Source organism: Sutterella sp. KLE1602, assembly GCF_001578585.1.
Classification (GTDB): domain Bacteria; phylum Pseudomonadota; class Gammaproteobacteria; order Burkholderiales; family Burkholderiaceae_F; genus Sutterella; species Sutterella wadsworthensis_A.
In genome coordinates this window covers 14,653-34,995 of record NZ_KQ968534.1, presented here as the reverse complement: position 1 = coordinate 34,995, position 20,343 = coordinate 14,653, and the positions used below count along the sequence as shown (strand labels likewise).

Annotated in this window: 10 protein-coding genes; 7 read left to right on the top strand and 3 right to left on the bottom strand. The window is 65.3% G+C overall.

Annotated elements, in window-relative coordinates; translation table 11 throughout:
- A partial coding sequence (locus HMPREF3036_RS12250; protein ID WP_231853584.1) for an IS200/IS605 family accessory protein TnpB-related protein occupies positions 1 to 566 on the top strand: 566 nt, incomplete at its 5' end.
- Here the strand turns inward: HMPREF3036_RS12250 and HMPREF3036_RS06050 are convergent.
- Together HMPREF3036_RS06050 and HMPREF3036_RS06045 are read right to left on the bottom strand one after the other, a co-directional pair.
- Entirely contained in the window at positions 531 to 1,703 is a 1,173-nt protein-coding gene (locus HMPREF3036_RS06050; RefSeq protein WP_231853585.1) for a globin domain-containing protein, read from the bottom strand. The genes HMPREF3036_RS12250 and HMPREF3036_RS06050 overlap by 36 nt on opposite strands.
- A 288-nt stretch (positions 1,704 to 1,991) precedes the next feature.
- Positions 1,992 to 5,753: a DUF3683 domain-containing protein gene (locus tag HMPREF3036_RS06045; RefSeq protein WP_062332515.1), complete on the bottom strand. Its 3,762-nt coding sequence runs from the start codon at positions 5,751 to 5,753 to the stop codon at positions 1,992 to 1,994.
- A 394-nt stretch (positions 5,754 to 6,147) separates the two neighbouring features.
- Between HMPREF3036_RS06045 and HMPREF3036_RS06040 the strand changes: the two genes are divergently transcribed.
- From HMPREF3036_RS06040 to HMPREF3036_RS06025, 4 genes are all read left to right on the top strand, one after another.
- The gene (locus tag HMPREF3036_RS06040; protein ID WP_082897370.1) at positions 6,148 to 6,399 is read left to right on the top strand and encodes a FeoA family protein; all 252 of its coding nucleotides are present in this window, start codon (positions 6,148 to 6,150) and stop codon (positions 6,397 to 6,399) included.
- Entirely contained in the window at positions 6,399 to 8,246 is a 1,848-nt protein-coding gene (locus HMPREF3036_RS06035; RefSeq protein ID WP_062332511.1) for a ferrous iron transporter B, read from the top strand. Before HMPREF3036_RS06040 ends, HMPREF3036_RS06035 begins: the two co-directional genes overlap by 1 nt.
- 761 nt (positions 8,247 to 9,007) lie before the next feature.
- On the top strand, positions 9,008 to 10,519 hold the full coding sequence (locus HMPREF3036_RS06030; protein ID WP_062332508.1) for an ATP-binding protein: 1,512 nt from the start codon (positions 9,008 to 9,010) through the stop codon (positions 10,517 to 10,519).
- A 135-nt stretch (positions 10,520 to 10,654) separates the two neighbouring features.
- Positions 10,655 to 12,037, top strand: a complete 1,383-nt coding sequence (locus HMPREF3036_RS06025; RefSeq protein ID WP_062332505.1) for an MATE family efflux transporter — start codon at positions 10,655 to 10,657, stop codon at positions 12,035 to 12,037.
- A gap of 71 nt (positions 12,038 to 12,108) precedes the next feature.
- On the opposite strand, the gene HMPREF3036_RS06020 is transcribed toward HMPREF3036_RS06025, so the two are convergent.
- The gene (locus HMPREF3036_RS06020; protein WP_062332502.1) at positions 12,109 to 15,270 is read right to left on the bottom strand and encodes a UvrD-helicase domain-containing protein; all 3,162 of its coding nucleotides are present in this window, start codon (positions 15,268 to 15,270) and stop codon (positions 12,109 to 12,111) included.
- A 293-nt stretch (positions 15,271 to 15,563) separates the two neighbouring features.
- Between HMPREF3036_RS06020 and ilvD the strand changes: the two genes are divergently transcribed.
- Both ilvD and HMPREF3036_RS06005 read left to right on the top strand, forming a co-directional pair.
- Positions 15,564 to 17,222 carry a dihydroxy-acid dehydratase gene (gene ilvD, locus HMPREF3036_RS06015; protein WP_062332498.1) on the top strand — a complete coding sequence of 553 codons (1,659 nt, stop codon included), beginning with the start codon at positions 15,564 to 15,566 and terminating at the stop codon, positions 17,220 to 17,222.
- Between the two features lie 437 nt (positions 17,223 to 17,659).
- Positions 17,660 to 20,269 (top strand): TonB-dependent receptor plug domain-containing protein, encoded by a 2,610-nt coding sequence (locus tag HMPREF3036_RS06005; RefSeq protein ID WP_005434424.1) that lies wholly within the window; start codon positions 17,660 to 17,662, stop codon positions 20,267 to 20,269.
- The last annotated feature ends 74 nt before the right edge of the window (positions 20,270 to 20,343 follow it).

The window sequence follows — 20,343 nt, the reverse complement described above, 5'->3', positions numbered from 1 at the left end:
CCTTGCGGCGCATCAGGAAAGCTCAAAGCAACGGTGCAAAACGCACGCCGAGGCTTTGGGCGAGAGCGAATGGTGTCAACCAGGACATTGCCGTCAAGACGGCCAACTTCATCGCAGGAGTTGCGAACGAATTCAAGGTCGACGTCATTGTCATGGAACACCTTGATCTCGCGGGCCGTAAACGCGGCTCGAAACGTCAGCGACTCCATCACTGGCGAGCCAAGTCTGTCCAGAAGATGGTGGAGCACAAGGCGCACCGGTGCGGAATCCGCATTCGTCGCGTCTGTGCTTGGAACACGTCGAAGCTTGCCTTTGACGGCACCGGTGTCGTTACAAGAGACACGAACAACTACAGCATGTGTACGTTTCAGACAGGCAAGCGCTATTCGTGCGACCTGTCTTCTGCGTACAACATAGGAGCTCGGTACTTCCTGAGGGAGTACGAGAAGTCCATTTCGGTGACGAAATGGCGGCGCATCTCGGCAAAAGTTCCGGGATGTGCCAAGAGGGTCACACGCACCCTGGACACCCTAATTCGGGTTTGCGCGGAGCTGCGTTCCATGTGAACGCAGATTTCTGAGCTTGCTCGCTATCTGTGCCCAGGCAGTCCGTGCTGGTAAAAGGCAGGGAAGCCCCGTCCAATTAATAATTGGGCGGAGAGGATTCACTAGGTGCCAGCACATCAGCGACTCTTCCTTCGGATACATCGTGCGGATGCGGGCGGACAGGACGCCTGCGGCCCTGAGGGCCTCGGCGGCGGCCTTCATGAAGCCTGCGGGACCGCAGAGAAAGTAGTCGGCGTTGTCGGTGACAAGCGCCGCGAAGTCCTCCGCAGACGGACGGACATGGTCGGCCGTGGTGCGCAGGATGAGATGGCGGCCTTCATGGCCGCTGATGCGCGACTCGATCTCGTCCACGCTGCGGAGCATGGCGGCCGCGGGCGTCACGCCGATGCCCGCCGTGATGAAGACGAGCGGGGCGTCGCCCTCGGGCAGGCGGAAGCCTCCCGTCGGCGCGGAGAGGTCGACGAGGGCGCCAGCCGCGAGGTCGCAGAGGACGTTCGAGACCATGCCTGCAGGGAGGCTGTCTCTTGCGGAAATGCGGCGGACGGTGATGCGGATCGAGTTCTCATTGGTCGCCGTCACCGTGTACTGGCGGGGCTGGACGAGGTTTTCTCCGGGGATGTAGACGCGCACTGAGACGTATTCGCCGGGGCGGACCTGAACGACGGAGCCGTTGTTGGCGGGGCCCAGCGTGAGGCTCACGGCGTCGGCCGTCTCCTCGTGCCTGTCGGTGAGCACGAAGCCGCGCCAGCAGCTCCAGCCGCCCAGCGCCTGGGCGGCGCTCGAGTAGCGGTCCTGCTCCAACGCGATCATCATGGCGGCCAGCTGGTTGTAGTCGGCGGACCAGGCGTCGATGACGGAGGGCGTCGCAATCTCGCCGAGCACCTCGCGGATGGCGGCAATCAGATGACGGCCGATGATCGGATAGTGCTCGGCGCGAACGCCCACCGAGCAGTGCCGCATGGCGGTATGCCTTAGGGCGCCCGCAAGCACGGACGGATCGTCGATGTGGGTCGCGTATGCGTGGACCGCATGTGCGAGCGCACGCGGCTGGGAGCCCGTGCGTTGGTGCGTCATGTTGAAGAGCTGCTGGAACTCAGGATTGTGGGTGAGGAGGCGCGAGTAGAAGTGAGCGAGCAGCGCCTCGCCTCGCCGTTGGTGGCGAGGATGGGAGCAGTTGCCTTGACGACGGCCTTCTGCTAGTCGTTGAGCATGTGTGGGTTCCTTCTTTGTGTTGTTTCTCTTAGCCGAAGGATAAGTCAGGGCGCGCGCCCCGAGCCTGTTCTGAAGAATACGCTTGCATTTCGAAACGCACGCGCGAGAGGAAAAACCATGAGGCGGCGTGTTTGGACGCCGGGGCGCGAAGCCGTCGGACGCGGCTGCGAACTGCGGGGCAGGGAAAGGGGGCGGCCCGGAGAGAAGGCGTTCCTAGACGAGAACCTTCTCGATGCCGCCGTTCTTCACGGTGCGGATGAACTGGTCGCGCCAGTTGGCGCCCAGGATCTGGCGGGCCATCTCGACGACGATGTACTCGGCGTCCATGTCGGCGCGCTCCTCATAGCGGGAGAGGCCCTGCAGGCAGCCGGGGCACGTGGTGAGCATCTTGACGTGGCCCTTGATGCCGGCCTTGGCCCTGGCCTTCTCGATCTCCTCGAACTTGCGGTGACGCACCTGGGAGGCGATATCGGGGCGCTTGACGGCGAAGAGGCCCGACTCGCCACAGCAGCGCTCGGACTGCACGACGTTGGCGCCGGTGAGCTTCTTGACCGTTTCGAGCGGCGGGTTGAGCCTGAGCGGCGTGTGGCACGGATCGTGGTAGAGGTACGTGTCGGCGTGCACGGGCATGGTGATGCCGCGCTCGAGCAGGAACTCGTGGATGTCGATGATGCGGCAGCCCGGGAAGATGCGGTCGAACTCGTACTCGTCGAGCGCCTTGATGCAGGTGCCGCAGCTCACGACGACGGTCTTGATGTCGAGGTAGTTGAGCGTGTTGGCCATGCGGTGGAAGAGCACGCGGTTCTCCGTCATCATCTTCTCGGCCTTGGCGGTCTCGCCGTAGGCGAGCTGCGGGTGGCCGCAGCAGCGGTAGCCCGGCGGGAGCACGGTCTGGACGCCCGCGTGCATGAGCATCGCCTCGACGGCGAGGCCCACGTCGCCGAAGAGGCGTTCGGAGCCGCAGCCCGGGAAGTAGAAGACGGCCTCGGCGTCGGCGGGCATGTCGGGACGCCGAAGAATCGGGATCGTGATCTCGTCCTCGATGCCGAGCGCGGCGCGCATGGTCTGTCTGGGCATGCGGCCCGGAAGCGGCGTCGAGACGAGATGGATCACCTGGTCCTTGAGGCTCGGACGGCCCGTGGTGTTGGCGGGCTTTTCACGAATGCGCGCAAGGTCCGCGGCGAGGTACTTCTCGGCGAGCTCGTTGCCGAGGCGCTGCAGCGAGAAGCCCGCGCGAACGGCGCCCGCGTGGAGCGCACGCACGGCGATCGGGTTGACGGCGTCGACGAGCGCGCCGCCCGCGAGCGCGGCGGGATTGAGATCCCTGTGGCCCGAGCGGTTGAGGAAGGCCTTGACGGCAGTGGTCACTTTGCCGAAGTCGATCTTGACGGGGCAGGGCTTGACGCAGCGGTGGCAGATCGTGCAGTGGTCGGCCAGATCGACGAGCTCGTTGAAGTGCTTGAGCGAAAGGCCGCGGCGGGTCTGCGACTCATAGAGGAAGGCCTCCGTCATCAGCCCGAGCGCGAGGATCTTGTTGCGCGGCGAGTAGAGCATGTTGGCGCGCGGGACGTGCGTCGTGCAGACGGGCTTGCACTTGCCGCAGCGCAGGCAGCTCTTGACGGACTGCGAGATGGCGCCGAGGCCCGAATTTTCGAGAATGAGGGACTCCGCGCGGAAGAGCTCGAACGAGGGCGTGTAGGCGCGCTCGAGGCCGCCGCCCGGCATGAGCTTGCCCTTGTTGAAGCGGCCCTCGGGGTCGATCCTGTTCTTCCATTCGCGGAAGGGACGAAGCTCCTCGTCGGTGACGAACTCGAACTTCGTGAGGCCGATGCCGTGCTCGCCCGTGATGACGCCGCCGAGCTTCACGGCGCAGCTCATGATGCGCCCGAGCGTGTGCTCGGCGTCCTGCATCATGCCGTAGTCGTCGGAGTTGACGGGGATGTTCGTGTGGACGTTGCCGTCGCCCGCGTGCATGTGGAGCGCGACGAAGAGGCGGCTCCTCACGTGCTTCTTGTGGAGCGCGTGAAGCTCGGCCATCACGTCGGCGGGCAGCGTCGCGGCGAGGATCTCGAGGATCTCGCGCTTGACGGAGATGCGAAGGCGCCCGTCGCGCATGGCGAGAAACACGGTCTCGCCCTCGCGGGGCTCGACGCCTTCGGCGAGATAGGGCGCGGCGTCGCCGTCCATGGCGGCGCGCATTTCCTCCCAGCGGGTCCTGACGCGGGCCGCGAGGTCGCGCGCGAAGGTGATGCCGGGACGCTCGTCGAGCGCGGTGTCGGCGAGGCGCTCGATGAAGGCGCCCGCGATGCGGATCTTGTTCTTGAAGGAGAACTCGATGTTGATGCGCTCGATCTCGTCGGAGTATTCGCCGAGACGCTCGAGCGGAATGACGACGTCCTCGTTGAGCTTGAAGGCGTTGGTGTGCTTGGCGATGGCTGCCGTGCGGGAGCGCTCCTTCCAGTAGGCCTTGCGATCGGCGGACGTGCGGGCGATGAAGCCCGCGCCGCCGCGGGCGCGCGCCATTTCACAGCAGCGTTCGGCCACGGCGTCGAGGTCGGCTTCGTTGTCGGAGACGATGTCGGCGAGAAGCACCATCTTGGGCATGCCGCGGCCCTCGAGCTTGGCACGGTAGCCGACGGCGCGCACGTAGCGCCAGTCGATGTGCTCGAGACCCGCAAGCTCGACCGTCGGATGGCCGCGCACGAAGTCGCGCACCTCGACGATGGCGGGTGTGGATTCGGCCACGGTGCCGTAGAACTCGAGGCAGACCGTGCGGCCGAAGTCGGGCATCCGGTGCAGCACGAAGGCGGCGCTCACGATGATGCCGTCCGTGCCTTCCTTCTGTATGGCGGGCAGGCCGTTGAGAAGCTTGTTGGTGACGTCCTTGCCGAGGCCCGCCTTGCGGAAGGTGCGGCCCGGAATCGAGAGGCGCTCTGTCCTGACGACCGCGCCCTCGTCGGAGAGCTCGTGGATGTTGAACTCGGCGGTCTCGACCTCGTGGATGCGGCCGAAGTTGTGGTTGACGCGCTCGACGCGGATCATGCGGCCGTTGACGTCGACCATCTTCCACCAGGCGAGGTTGTCGATCGTCGTGCCCCAGAGGGCGGCTTTCTTGCCGCCCGCGTTGATGGCGACGTTGCCGCCGATGCAGCAGGCGTCGGCCGAGGCGGGGTCGACCGCGAAGACGAGGCCTGCGGCGGCCGCGGCCTCCTCGATGCGGCGGGTGACGCAGCCCGCGCCGCATTCAATCACGGGATGCTCGCCCTCGACGCCCGGCAGGCGGCGCATGACGGGACCGCTGTGGCGGTCGAACTTCTCCATGTTGATCACGGCCGTGTCGGGGTGCAGCGGAACGGCGCCGCCCGTGTAGCCCGTGCCGCCCGAGCGCGGAATGATGGTGAGCTTGAGCTCGAAGAGCGCGCGCACGAGGGGCGCGATCTCCTCCTCGCGGTCGGGCGTGAGGACGACGAACGGATACTCGATGCGCCAGTCGGTGGCGTCGGTGACGTGCGTGACGCGCGCAAAGCCGTCGAAGCGGATGTTGTCCGGATCGGTGATCGCGGACAGACGGCGCTTCACTTCGGCACGGCGCTCGATGAGCTTCGGGAAGCTGTTGTCGAAGCGGCACACGGCGGCGCTCGCCTCGGAGACGAGGCGAAGCACGTCGGCATTGCCCTCGGCGCGCTGGCGAACGGCCTCGAGGCGGCGGCTCATCTCGCGCACGAGCAGTTTGCGGCGCTTCGGGTGCACGATCAGGTCGTCGACCAGATAGGGATTGCGCTCGACCGCCCAGATGTCGCCGAGCACTTCGAAGAGCATGCGGGCGGAACGGCCGGTGCGGCGAGAGCCGCGAAGAGACTCAATCGTGTCCCAGGCCTTTTCGCCCAGGAGACGGATCACGATCTCGCGGTCCGAGAGCGACGTGTAGTTATAGGGAATCTCGCGAACGCGAGCGGGAGCGGTCATCTCGGTCATCAGGGGGGAACTCCGTTGGTGAGGCGGGTTCGGCGTCAGGCGCGAACCGCATTGAATGGCAGGGGGCTCTTCCATTCTAACCCATTGATTTTCAAGGGTTATACATCAGATTGACTAGGGTGAAATGGGTGCAAATACCCCCTTGGGAGTATTCGTCGTAAGGGAAAACTGTCATTTTTGGGTGACAGCGCGCCTCTTCGGGAGGCGGAGGCGGTCCAAGCGGGCGAGGAATTTTTTCAGGGAATCGAGCCGACGGCTGCGCAAACGGGTAAAATGCGAGTCACCTAAAAGAGAATCATTTTCCTTCTCAGCCCTCACCCACGGGGCTGGACCCGGGCTTCCGAACCCCTGAGGCGGCCCGAGGCACGAAGGATCAGCCCCCCCATATATAAAAATGTCCGACACATTCACTCTGGACAAGGCCGCCATCGGAGACGAGCTCGAGGTGGTCGGCGTCCATGCCGAAGGCGCTCCCGAAGACTGGGAGATCTGGCTTGAGGAAATCGGCTTCACCGCGGGCGAACCGTGCGTGGTGTTGCAGAAGGCCGCTCTGGGCGGCGATCCGATCGCGGTCCGCATCGGCGTCTCGACGTTTGCGCTGAGGTTGGTCGAGGCCCGCTGCATCGAGGTGAGGAGGCGCGACTGATGGCCGTCTCCACCGTTGACATCTATCCGTCCGGGCCGCTCATCGCGATGCTCGGCAATCCGAACGCCGGCAAGACGTCGCTCTTCAACATTCTGACGGGTTCGAAGCAGAAGGTCGCCAACTATGCGGGCGTGACCGTCGAGCGCGTCGAGGGCCAACTCATCGGCGCGCCCGAGAAGATCCGCGTGCTCGACCTTCCGGGCACCTATTCCTTTCATCCGCGCTCGCCCGACGAGAAGGTGACGGTCGACGTCCTCAAGGGCATCGCGCGCGGCGAGCGCAGGCCCGATCTCGTCGTCTGCGTGCTTGACGCGACGAACCTGAGGCGCGGCCTCAAGCTCGTCATGGCCGCGCAGCGCCTGAAGCTCCCCGCCGTGGTGGCGGTCAACATGATGGACCTCGCGCGCCGCCGCGGGATCGAGCTCAAGGCCGAGGACCTCTCGCGCGAGCTCGGCGTGCCCGTGGTCGAGACGATCGCCGTGCGCAAGCAGGGCATCGACAGGCTCACCGAGCTTCTCTCCGACCCGTCCGCCTGGTCGTCCTGGGTGCCCGAGGCGACCGAGGAGGACGACCTTGCGCGCCTCAACAGGATCCTGCGCAAGCTCGGGCTTGACAAGATCTTCCCCGACGAATTCTCCGACCGCATCGACCGCGTCGTGCTCAATCCTTGGCTCGGCGTGACGATCCTGATGATCATCCTCTTCTTCGTCTTCCAGGCGGTGTTCGCCTGGTCCGCCTATCCGATGGAGTGGATCGAGGAGGGCTTCAACATGCTCGGAGAGCTGTGCGCCGAGCACCTGCCCGACGGGTTCGTGAAGGACCTGCTCGTCGACGCCGTCATCGGCGGCGTGGGCGGCGTGGTGGTGTTCCTGCCGCAGATCCTGATCCTCTTCTTCTTCATCCTGCTGATGGAGGAGTCGGGCTACCTGCCGCGAGCGGCGTTCCTGCTTGACCGCACGATGGGCTCGGTGGGCCTTTCGGGCCGCTCCTTCCTGCCGCTTCTCTCGGGCTACGCCTGCGCGGTGCCCGCCATCATGGCGGCTCGCATCGTCGGCAACCAGCGCGACCGCTGGGCGACGATCGCCATTGCGCCGCTGCTCACCTGCGGCGCGAGGCTGCCTGTCTACGCCGTGATGATCGCGGCCTTCGTGCCCGACGTCTCCGTCTGGGGCGTGGGCCTGCAGGGCCTCGTGCTCTTCGCGCTCTACTGTCTCGGCATGGTGGGCGCGCTCGTCGTCGCCTGGATCCTCAAGCACACGACGGGCAAGGGCGAGAACCGCACGCTGATGCTCGAGCTGCCGAGCTACCACCTGCCGCGCATCGACGCGCTCGCGCACGGCCTCTGGCAGCGCGCCTGCATCTATCTGCAGAAGGTGGGCACGATCATTCTGGCGCTCACGGTCTTCCTCTGGGTGCTGACGACCTTCCCGGGCGCGCCCGCCGGCGCGACCGATCCCGCGATCAACTACAGCTTCGCGGGCATGCTCGGCCGCGCGTTGGAGCCCCTCTTTGCGCCGATCGGCTTCAACTGGCAGATGTGCATCTCGCTCGTTCCCGCCATGGGCGCGCGCGAGGTGGCCGTCTCGGTGCTCGGCACGCTCTACGCGACCGCGAGCGACGCGGAGGACGCCCTCGTGCCGATCCTGCAGCACAGCTGGACGATCCCGATGGGCCTCTCCTTCCTCGCCTTCTTCGTTTTCAGCCCGTCGTGCTTCGCGACGCTCGCCGCCATCAAGCGCGAGATGGGCACCTGGAAGGCGCCGGCCGTCCTGTGGGTGGCCTACACGCTCCTCGCTTACGCCTTCTCCTTCGTCGTCTACCGCACGGCCCTCTGGGTCTGCGGCTAAGCCCGGAAAGGGCGCCGTCGAGGGACGGGCAAGAACAATTCGGGCGCCTGCGGCAGATGCTGCGGGCGCCCGAATTGTTTTCAGGACTGCTTCACGATGAAGCGCTCGACGACGTCCGCGGCTCCGAGTACGCGGGCGCGCCTGAGGTATCCGGGATGATGGAACCTCGTGCAGCCCATACTCGAAGGATCGGTTCGAGGATCAGAACGTCCGTTGCGGCATGGTGCATTTTGAAGGCCACTTCAAGGGGACGTACGGTCTTCGCGCCAAAGAGGACCTCAAAATGCGCCGAGGCCGCTCGATGAAAATCAGCTCGCAAAGTATCTTCGACCAGCGTTCAGCCCGTCCTTCGGGGCGAGACGGCGGACTCGCAGGCTCTGAAGATAAGCGCTTCGGAACCCGTCGAGCTGAAGCTCCAGTTGTTGCATGACGATGCATTTTCGAGTGATGGAGGGATTGCAACTGTAAAGGGTGGAAAGGTGGTTTGGCGTGGTTTACAGTCGTGAGTGGAAATGACCGGGATGCTTTTCCGTGAGCCGGCCGGAGGAAGAGGGTCGGCAAGTGTAAAGGTAAAATATGTCTGATCTGTAGTTTAAAGTATGCGTTACTGTCAGCGGGCGGGGTTGACAGTTCCGGTACCGCATGGTTACAGTTTGAGCTGTCGCGGGGCCATTTCCGGTTGCGCGACGGGGCTGCGGGAGCGGACGGAGTGCACCCCGGCGGAAGGGTTTACAGTTGATTTGTCAAGTTGGGAGGACGGCATGTCTGAAGTCGGGAATGAGGACGCGGGCGGCGTGCTGGCGCGTCTCATGAGGGGCGCGAATCTGCGCAGGAGCGTCGAGGTGCTCAAGGCGCCCGACGAGAGTCTTGCAGCGACGGTTTCGGCCCTTGCGAACACGGCGGGCGGATGGATTCTGATCGGCCCCGATCCTGAGGACGGATGGCGGTCTGCGGTGGGGTTCGATGCCGAGGCGGCGGTCGAGGCCCTTCGCGGGGCGCTCGGGGCGGTGGAGCCTGAGGTGCGCGCGGAGGCGGGGATTGCGTCCGTTGACGGACGGCCCGTCGCCTGGCTGCGCGTGCATGAGGTCGACCGCAGGCGCAGGCCCGCCCGCGTGCAGGGCGCGGGCCGTGCGGGCGCCTTTCTGAGAACTGACGAGGGCACCAGGCCTCTGACCGCCTATGAGCGCTACCGCATGATGGAGGAGCGCTGTCCGCCGCTCTTTGACATTGAGCCCGTCGAGCACGCGAATCCCGACGAGCTCGAGGCCGAGCGGATCGCCGCGATGCTCGGCTTTGCGAGGGAGCGTCATCCGAACGTCTTCGCGAGACTCTCCGACGAGACGGCCCTGATGCAGCTCGGCGTCCTCACCCGCGTCGACGGCAGGATCTGCCCGACGCTCGGCGGCCTTGTCGCCGGCTCGATCTTCCCGCAGAAGCATTTTCCGAGGCTCGTGCTCGAGGTGTCGGTCCTCGAGGGACCGAGGGGCGACGGCGCGGACGAGGGCCGCAGAGTGCTCTTCATGAAGCCCGTGCCCGGCCCCGCCGCCGAAATGGCCGCGGAGGCGGAGAGGATCGTCATGGCGTCGTGGGCGCCCGCCGCGGAAACGACGGATGGGGCCTTCGCCCGAGCCCTTCGCGCCGCGCTCGTCAACGCCCTTGAGCACAGGGATTATTCGCCTGAAGGACGAGGCATGCCCGTGCGGGTGCGCGTCTTCGAGGACGCCGTCGACATCAGGAGCCCGGGCGGACTCTTCGGCATGGCGCCCGAGGCGCTCGCCTCGGACGCGGGCCTCAGGGCGAGCCGAAACGAAAGGCTCGCGCGCATGCTTTCCCTCACGCCGCTCGCAGGTGGCCTCGCCGCCGAAGGCACGGGCTTCGGGTTTGCCGCGATCCTCGGCTGCGGGGCCGACGGCCTCGCCGTGCGCGTCGAAACCACGCCCGCCGCCTTCACGGTCATCTTCGCAAAGGCGGCCGAGGAGGAAAAAGCCGACATAAGAGAAGAGGTGAGGGCGGAGGCTCCGGACGAGTCCGCAGCGCCTTTGGTGGGTGCGGATCAGGCCGACTTCGAGACGATTCTCAGGGAGAGGCTCGCGGAGGCGGGCAGTCTTTCGGTCAAGGAGATCACGCTCCTTGCGGGCGTCTCCCGCCAGACGGCCGCCAAGCGCGTGAAGCGTCTTGTGGAGGCGGGCGTCATCGAGCCCACCGAGGCGCGCCAGAACCCGAGGCAACGCTATCGCCTCGCCGCGAAGGGCCGACGCGCCAAGCGCGGGTGAGGTCGCTCAAAAGACTGCTCCGCGCTCGTTTCGGGACTCTTGGAAGGGCGGGAGGGGGGCGGTAGAATGAACGGAAGAACGAAAGTGCCGGACTCGACGGCAGAACAACAGCCAGCCAAAGGACAACGCAAGGATATGCGCCGCAAGAACAAGAAGATCGACATGCTCAACGGATCGATCTGGGACAAGATGATCGTCTTCGCCCTGCCCCTCGCCTTCACAGGCATGCTCCAGCAGCTCTTCAACGCTGCCGACGTTGCGGTGCTCGGGCGCTTCGTCTCGAACGAGTCGATGGCGGGCGTGGGCAACAACGTGCCCGTCATCGGCCTCATCATTGCGTTCTGCATGGGTCTTGCGCTCGGCGCCAACGTCGTGGTGGCGAGGCTGCTCGGCATGAAGGAGCTCGAGCGGGCGAACAGGGCCGTGCACACGGCGCTCGCCACGGCGGTGATCTTCGGCATAGGCGCGGCGATCGTTGGCGAGTGCTTCGCGGGGCTCGCCATGGACTGGCTGTCGGTGCCCGAGGCCGTGAGAGACGATGCGCTCACCTATCTGCGCGTCTATCTGCTCGGCATGCCCTTCATTGCGATCTACAACTTCCTCGCCGCTGTGATGCGAAGCCAGGGCGACACGCAGACGCCGCTCTGGGCGTTGGTGGCGGCGACCCTCGTCAACATTGCGGGCAATCTCTTCTTCGTGCTCGCCTTCGGCATGGGAACGGCGGGTGTTGCGCTCGCGACCGTCCTCGCCAACGCGCTCGCCGCCTCGCTCCTCTTCTTCAGCCTCATAACGGCCGAGGGCCCGCTTCACATTGAGCCGCGCGAGGTGTTCCGGATCGACATGACGGCGCTGCGCCCGATGGTGAGGATCGGCTGGCCCGCGGGCCTTCAGGGCGCGGTCTTCTCGATCTCGAACCTCGTCATCCAGTCCGCCATCAACAGTCTCGGCGCGGACGCCATGGCGGGTTCGGTCGCGGCCTTCACGATCGAGATCAACATCTACTGCTTCATCAACGCCTTCGGTCTGGCCGCCACGACCTTCGTGAGCCAGAACTACGGCGCGAAGAACCTCGAGCGCTGCAAGCGCGCGACCTACGTCGCCACGGGCCTCAACATGGTCGCCACCGTCCTGATGGTGGCGCTCGTGCTCGTCTTCGGACGCACGATGCTCGGACTCTTCACGGACGTGCCGGCCGTCGTCGAGCTCGCGATGGCGCGCATCTTCTGGGTGGCGAGCTTCGAGCCCATCAGCGTGCTCATGGAGGTCTCCTCGAGCGCCATGCGAGGCTACGGCTACTCGATGCCGCCCGCCATGGCGACCCTCATCTGCGTGTGCTCCGTGCGCCTCATCTGGGTCTGGACCGTCTTCGCGGCAAGCCCCGACTACGTGACCCTGATGATCGTCTATCCGATCAGCTGGGCCGTCACCGTCGTGCCGCTGCTCTACCTCTACGTGCGCCTCATGAAGCGCATCAAGCGCAGGTTCGAGGAGCGCGCCCTCGAAGCCGAAGCCGCCTGACGTCGTGTCCGTCAACGAAAACGGCCCCCGTGAAGGCAGGGGCAGTTTCTGTTCGAGAGGATTTCCAGCGGCTATGCCGAGGACTTCTCGAAGTAGGTTGAGATGCTCTCGAGGAAGCGCGAGGGCCTCTGGGCGTAGTTCCAGGCGTTCGCCGCGGGCATCGTCAGGACGAGCGTGCGCTTCGTTCGGCTGATGGCGACGTAGAGCTTGCGGGCGTCCTCGAGGATGTCGGCCTTGTCGTGGTTCTTGAAGAACGGGTACGTGCCGTCGATGACGCTGGTGACGATGACGTTGTCGAACTCGAGCCCCTTGGCCTTGTGGACCGTGGAGATGAAGACGCGGTCGCGCACGATGTCGCTCGAGCAGAGGTCGGGCTCCTTGAGGGAGTTGATCTGCACGAGGTTTCTCTGCAGCTGCGCGTAGAGCGTCGGCTGTGAGGTCGTGTTGATGAGCACGCGGTCGAGGTACTCGTAGATGAGCGGGAGCTTCTTGCGGATGTTCTCGATCTCGCCCTCGTCGTCCGTGTAGTTGGGCAGGGCCTCGATGAACTGCCTGAAGACCTGGACGAGGATCGCCTCGTCGTCGGCGGGCATTCTGCGGTACATGAGGTTCCTGTGCTCGAGGAACATCGGGAGCACGATCTTCCTGAGCGTGTCGGACATGCGCACGACGCTCGGGTTGGAGAGGAAGCGCCGCTGGAGCTTGACGAGCGGACGGGCCTGGGCGTGGAACCAGCGCAGCAGGCTGACGGTCGCCTCGACGTCGTCGTCGGCCTTGTGGGTGTTGCTGCCCTCGAGTCCGAGGACCGCGATGAGGTCCTTGAGCTTGTGCGAGGGAAGGCGCGCAAGGCCCGCGGCCTTGAGGATCGCGGGCTCGAGCGCATGGGAGAGCTTGAGCGTGTCGAAGCGGCGCACGAGCTCGGTGCGGTCGACGTCCTCGTCGGGTCCCGCCGCATCGCCGCGCACGCGCCTGAGCTGGTCCTTGAGGACGGCGTACTGGGCGTTGACGATGTTGGCGTCGTATTCGACGTTGTGGCCCACGACGGGCGCGTAGCCCACGAAGTCGAGGAAGATCTTGAAGCCCGCCTCGGGCGTGACGAGCTCGGCGCGGTGCGCCTCGTACTCCTCGAGCATCGGATTCGGGATGTTGCCGAGCATCTTCGGAATCTCGCGCTCCGTTTCAAGGTAGAGCACGAGCCGCTCGACGACTTCGCCCGCACGCAGCTTGACGGCGGCGATCTGGATCACCTCGTCGAGGCCGATGTCAAGGCCCGTGGTCTCCGTGTCGAAGACGACGAGCTCGCCCTCGTAGGCGCGCATGAAGTCCTCGAGCGCGCTGACGGGCTCCTTTTCGTCATGCGTGCTGTAGAGCATGAGGTCGGAGGCAAGAAGCCCGCGCCTGGGAAATTCGACGGCAAGGTAGTCTCGGATCTTCTTGAGGGAGAGGTTCTTCTTCGAGCTGAGCCGATAGACGAGCTGGGCCCAGGGGGCGCTTCTGAAGTCGTCCTTGAGCACGCTCAGGTAGGCCTTGGCGGCCTTGAGGATGTTCTGCCTGAAGATGTCGTTGCCGGAGATCTTGAAGTGCTCGATGTCCTGTGCCTTGAAGGCGGCGCTGACGGCGTCGGCCTCGCGGTTGCTCGGCACGATGACGGCCGTCGTCTCCTCGGGGCGTCGCCCTTCGAGCAGGTCGCACAGCAGCATCAGCTGCGACTGCGGCGTGGCCGTGCGGATGGCGCGCAGGGCCCCTTCGGGTCTTGCGACCGTCTTCTCGGCCTTGGGCAGGAACTCGGGATCGCACTCGAGCACGCGCTGCGCATAGGTGTTGAACATGTTGAGCAGGTAGTCGGGCGAGCGGAAGTTCCTGTAGAGGCGGTGGATCTCGTGCGTCTTGTGAAGGGCCCTGAGCGTGTCGAGCTTGGCGCCCATGAAGGAGAAGATCGCCTGCTGCTCGTCGCCGAAGTAGACGCACACGCTCCTGTCGATCGAGTCGTTCCAGAGCTTTTTGACGATGTCGAGCTGCAGGGGCGAGAGGTCCTGCACCTCGTCGACCTGGATCCAGGCGTAGCGCCCGCAGGCCTCGGGGGTGGCGTCGAGCCAGGCCCAGGCCTTGAGGAGCAGGTCGTTGAAGTCGAGCAGGTGCTGCGCGGTCTTGTACTCGAGGTAGCGCCTTGCGGCCGCGTCGATCGCGGCATGGTCGAGCTCGATGCAGCGGCCGAAGTCGTCGACCTTGATCAGTCCGAAGGCGTCGAGCTCGTCCTGGTTCTTCTTGTTGAGGTCGAATTCTGGCGTGCGATGAAACGTCTCCTCGGGGAAGCCGTTCGCCTCCTGAAAGAGCCTTGCCGAGCGCGCCATGATGTAGTCGGCGGCGTTGCCCGGCAGGGACCGTCCTCTGCAGCCGCCGGGGATGTTCTCGATGAGAAGGCCCTCGATCACGTCGTGGACGTCGTCCTCGTCGAGGATCGTCGAGATCTCGGAGACGACGTCGTTGTCAAAGAGAAGGCGGGAGCAGAAGCGGTGGAGGTTGCCCACGTAAAGGGTGTCCATGCACCGGCCCGTGAAGCGCTCGTCGATGCGCTCCTTCATGCCGCGCGCAGCTCGGTTCGTGAACGTGAGGCAGAGCATGTCGGAAAGATTCACGCCGTCCTTGAGCGCGACGGCGATGCGCTCGGTGAGGATGGCGGTCTTGCCGCAGCCCGGCGGCGCGAGCACGAGATGGCGCCCCTGCGAGAGTTCGATCGCGGCCTGCTGGTCGGGGTTGAAGACGACGGGGGCGCCCTGCGCGGCACTCCTCGCCCTGGGCGGCGTGAGCGGCCTGAAGTCGGGATAGCGGAACTCGCGGTCGAGAAGCGACATGAGCCAGACCGCGATCCCGTGCCCGTACTTGAGGCACTCGGCGGCGTCGTCGGCCGTGCGCACGCGGTAGTGGCGCTCGCCCGTCTCGAGTATCGTCCCGGACGTCCCGAGCCTGAAGTGCGAGGCCTCGTTGCCCAGATCGCGGATGCGGCGGAAGTATTCGAACGTGAGGCTGTCGGCGAGCTGGCGCACGAGCGGCGTGCGCATCATCTCCGAAAAGGTGTGCCTGTCGTCCTTGAGGATCGTGCGCAGCACGCCCTCGGCAAACTGGCGCATGACCTGCGTGCACTCGCGGTAGTGATGGTCGCGAAAGAGGTTTTCGGCCCGTTCGCCGAGAGCGGCGAGTGCAGGCTTGCGGAGCTGCAGAGGCGAGAAGTTCATGTTGCGGGTCTCCTGCGGCGGATGCGGCCGCAATCGAAGTCTTGAGTCCTGACCGGATGTTTCGAACATTGTACGACGGCATGCCGGAAGGTCCGTCCCTCAAGCGGGAAGAGAAGGGGAAGAAGGCTCCCGGCCTATATTTGCGCACCTCTTGACGTCGCTCGAGATTCCTCGGACTTTTCTCCTAAGACATCTCGAGTAGATGCGTCGGAATCGCTCCGGAGGCTCCCATAGAATGATCGGAAGGCCACTTCAAAGGCCCTCTTCATCAATTCACCACAGGAAACTTCTACATGCGTTCTGATCCCCTCAAGAAAGGCATCAACGCGGCTCCCCAGCGCGCGCTTCTTAAGGCTCTCGGTCTCTGCGATGCGGAGATTGAGCGCCCGCTCATCGGTGTCGTCTCCTCGCAGAACGACATCGTTCCGGGACACGTCTTTCTTGACAAGATTACGGACGCGGTGAAGCAGGGCGTCGCCCTGGGCGGCGGCGTGCCCATCGTCTTCCCGGCCATCGCCGTCTGCGACGGTCTGGCGATGGGCCACAAGGGCATGAAGTATTCGCTCGTTTCGCGCGAGCTCATCGCCGACAGCGTCGAGGCGATGGCCACGGCGCATCCGTTCGACGGCCTCGTGATGGTGGCCGCCTGCGACAAGAACGTGCCCGGCCTGCTCATGGCTGCCGCCCGCCTCAACATCCCGAGCATCGTGATCTCGGGCGGCGCGATGCTCGCGGGCCGCGCCTGCGGCCGCAAACTCTCCTACTCCGACATCTCCGAGGGCGTGAGCCGCTTTCGCACGGGCCAGATCGATGCGAAGACCTTCCTCGAGCTCGAGAACAAGTCCTGTCCGACCTGCGGCTCCTGCTCGGGCATGTTCACGGCCAACTCCATGAACTGCCTCACCGAGGTGCTCGGCATGGCGCTACCCGGCAACGGCACGATTCCCGCCGTCATGTCCGCGCGCTACCGCCTCGCCAAGGAGGCCGGCCTTGCGGTGATGGAGCTCGTGAGGAACAACGTCTGTCCGCGCGACATCATGACGAAGGAGGCGTTCGAGAACGCGCTCACCGTCGACATGGCGCTCGGCTGCTCCACGAACTCGATGCTGCACCTGCCCGCCATCGCGCACGAGTGCGGGTTCGAGCTCGACCTCACGGAGGCCAACGCCATCAGCGCGCGCACGCCCAACCTCTGCCACCTCGCTCCTGCGGGCCACCGCTACATCGAGGAGCTCGACGAGGCGGGCGGCATCCCCGCCGTCATGAACGAGCTCGCCCGCGCGGGCCTGCTCCACACGAACCTGCCGACCGTTACGGGCAAAACCGTGGGCGAGAACATCGAGGGCCGCGAGATCCTCGATGCCGAGGTCATCCGTCCCGTTTCCGATCCGTTCTCGAAGGAAGGCGGCATCGCCGTCCTCAAGGGCAACGTGGCGCCCGACGGCTGCGTCGTCAAGCGCTCGGCCGTGGCGCCCGAAATGCTCATGCACACGGGCCCGGCCCGCGTCTTCGACTGCGAGGAGGATGCGCTCGAGGCCATCTACGGCGGCCGCATCAATCCCGGCGACGTCGTCGTGATCCGCTACGAAGGTCCCAAGGGCGGTCCCGGCATGCGCGAGATGCTCAACCCGACCTCCGCCATCATGGGCTCGGGCCTCGGCGGATGCGTCGCGCTCATCACCGACGGCCGCTTTTCGGGCGCAACCCGCGGCGCCGCCATCGGCCACGTCTCGCCCGAGGCCGCCGTGGGCGGTCCGATCGGACTCCTCGAGGAAGGCGACATGCTCACGATCGACATCCCCGCGAACACCATCAGCGTCGACCTCACCAACGAGGAGCTCGCCCGACGCAGGGCCGCCTGGAAGCCCCGCGCCCCGCGCATCACGACGGGCTACCTCGCCCGCTACGCCAAGCTCGTGACCTCGGGCATGAGCGGCGCCGTGCTCGAATGACGGACGCAGTCCGCGCGACTTCAGGCGTGCATGAATGAAATCCCGGAAAGCCCCTTGTCCTGCATCGGACGAGGGGCTTCGTCGTTCTCTGGATCCCGGACGGCCGCGGATTCCTGCCTGAATGAGCCGCGGGTAAACCCTTGGGATTTGCGTAAGGACATCACGTGTTTGCGGTATCGGTCCGCGCGTCCGACCCCGAACGTGTCCGAGGACGGGTGACGGCACTTGCCCACGCTCTTTCGCACTGCGAGTAGGCGAGAGTCATTCTCAACTATGTGATGATCGTCGTCCACCATAGGCTAATGCAAATGAGAAGCATCCGCAGATAGAAAGAATAATAAAAGAATGAGAACCATTCTCATATAAGATTCGGGGAACTGCGCGCCCGTGGGCGCACGGGCACATCTCTGGACTTTTTTCAATCGGACTACCGGATCATGGTGCTTCACCGAACTCTCATTGCCGCCGCCGTGCTTGCCGCGACGGCTCCCGCCTGGGCCTCGACCGAAGAGGCTGCGCGCGCCGTCGAGGAGCCTGCGCAGGCGGACGCCGCCGAACCAGCCTCAGACGAAGGCGAATCCGTCGTCGTGCGCGACCGTGCGGGCGAAAGCCTCACGTCGTTCACGCATCTCACCCGCGAGGACATCGCCAGGCGTCCGACGGAGGACGGCAACATCACGGACCTCCTCAAGAGCAATCCTGCGGTCCAGTTCTCCAATCACGGCGACGGCTCCCTGCAGATGGGCGAGATCAAGCCGTCGAACATTTCGATCCACGGCTCGGTCGCCTATCAGAACAACTACACGCTCGACGGCATCTCGACCAACAGCGACCTCGATCCCGCCGAGCAGACTTCGGTGACGACGACGCGCCTCGGCGGCTCGGACGAGCAGGGCTTCTACGTCGACAGCCGCCTCATCGACAGCGTTACCGTCTACGACCACAACATTCCCGCCTCCTTCGGCGGCTTCACGGGCGGCGTCATCGACGCTCAGACCCGCAGCTGGTCGGGCGAAAACCACATCAGCGTGTTCGGCCGCATGACGAAGTCGGGCTGGAGCCGCATCCACACCGATTCCGCGCTCGACGTCGGCTCGGGCGACGCGGACGTCTCGAAGCCCGCCCAGTTCCAGACCGACTTCGAAAAGAAGACCTACGGCTTCACGGGCGAATGGGGCATTACCGACAATCTCGGCGTCGTCGTGGGCTACACCCGCCGCGAGTCGAAGATCCCGACCGTTCAGGTGCCGGGCACCCGAGTCTCCATCGTGCCCGACGATCAGAACTGGACCGGCTGGGGCGTTCTTGAGACGCCGGTCGCGGGCGGCACGCAGACGCAGCGCCGCACGGCCGACAACTTCTTCGCGAAGGCCACGCTCTACGCGACGCCCTGGACCGAGGCGAGTCTCGCGCTCACCTATTCGGGCTACGAGTCGAAGGGCTTCCTCACGACGGTCGCCGACTCCGGCTACGAGGATCACCACGACGGCCTCAACCTGACGGCCAGCGTCAAGCACCGCATGAAGGCGGGCGTGCTCGACTCGTCCCTCGCGTACACGCGCATGACCGACAAGCGCACGAGCGACGTCAAGAACTGGACGCAGCTCGACCGCTATACGATCGGCATGGACGACACGGGGAGCACCTCGACGACGAGCATGACCTCGGCCGCCTCGGGCGGTCTCGGGGACCTCGAGAGCACGCAGTCCGTCATCAACGCGAAGACGAGGATGGACTGCGAGCCCGTCATGGTCGGCAGCGTCAGCCATCAGTTCAGCGCGGGCGCGGACCTCTCCTCGACGCACGCCGAGTACAGGCGCGGCAGCAACTACTACCGCTGGGGCGTCACGCAGTCCGTGATGCAGTCGGACTACGGCGAATTCTCGCAGACCGACTTTTACACGACGCGCTGGAAGGCGGGCACGTACGAGGCCGACTACAACCAGGCGGCGCTCTTCGGCGAGCACAGGATGGGCGTGGGCGACTTCGTGATCCGCACGGGCCTGCGCGCCGAGTACGACGACTTCACGAAGGACGTCAACATCGCGCCGCGCTTCACGACCTCGTGGGACCTCTTCGGCAACGGCGGCTCCGTCATCACCGTGGGCGCCAACCGCTACTACGGCCGCAACATCCTGACCTACGCGCTCTACAAAGCGCAGAACGGCGGGATGGAGAACATCTACGACTACGCCTCCGACGACAGTCCCGCCGCCGACGGCTGGTTCGCCGCCAACGACTTCGACGGCCTCGAGCGCCTGAAGACACCCTTCAGCGACGAGTTCAGCATCGGCCTCACGCAGCGCCTCGGCGACTGGTCCGCATCCGCCGCCTACGTGCACCGCAACGGCCACGACGAGGTGCGCTCGCGCTCGAGGACCGAGGGCAGCGGCTACGACACGCGCTTTGTGCGCGAGTTCTACAACGGCGGCGAGTCCGAGCACGATTCCGTGATCTTCAGCATCAACAACACCGCGCCCCTCAAGTTCGCGAAGGCGAACCACTGGGTGCGCTTCTCCGCCGCATGGCAGGAGACGAAGAGCAACGCAGCAATCGACCAGGGCTACAGCGAGCTCGAGTCCGGCAAGACCGTCAACATGGACAAGGTCTGGTACGACGGCAGCGTGATCGACGCCGAGGACCTCGACTCGACCGACTTCAACATTCCCGTGAAGTTCGACCTCGAGGCAACGTCCGAATGGGCTCAGTGGGGACTCACCTGGTACAACTTCCTGCACCTCTCGCTCGACCGCAGCCAGGCCGTGCGCGACGACGGCGAGTACTACGCCTGGACGCACGAGGGCGAGTACGGCCCGATGACCGAGCAGATCCGCAAGTACAGCCGCGTCGACTTCGCCTCCGCCTGGTCCTGGGACACGAAGGTCCTCTACAGGCCCGACTGGGCCCGCGGCGTGGGCGTCTCGCTCGAGGTCTACAACGTGACCAACAACCGCAACGCCTCTGACGTCTTCGTCTACAAGGGCACCCAGTACAAGAGCTACGATCCGGGCCGCCAGTTCTGGGTCCAGCTCTCCTACGACTACTGATCCGCGCTCCGGCTTCCGCCGAGGCTCAGCCGGGCCTCATTCAAATCCTGACCCGGCCGGACGGCGGACGACTC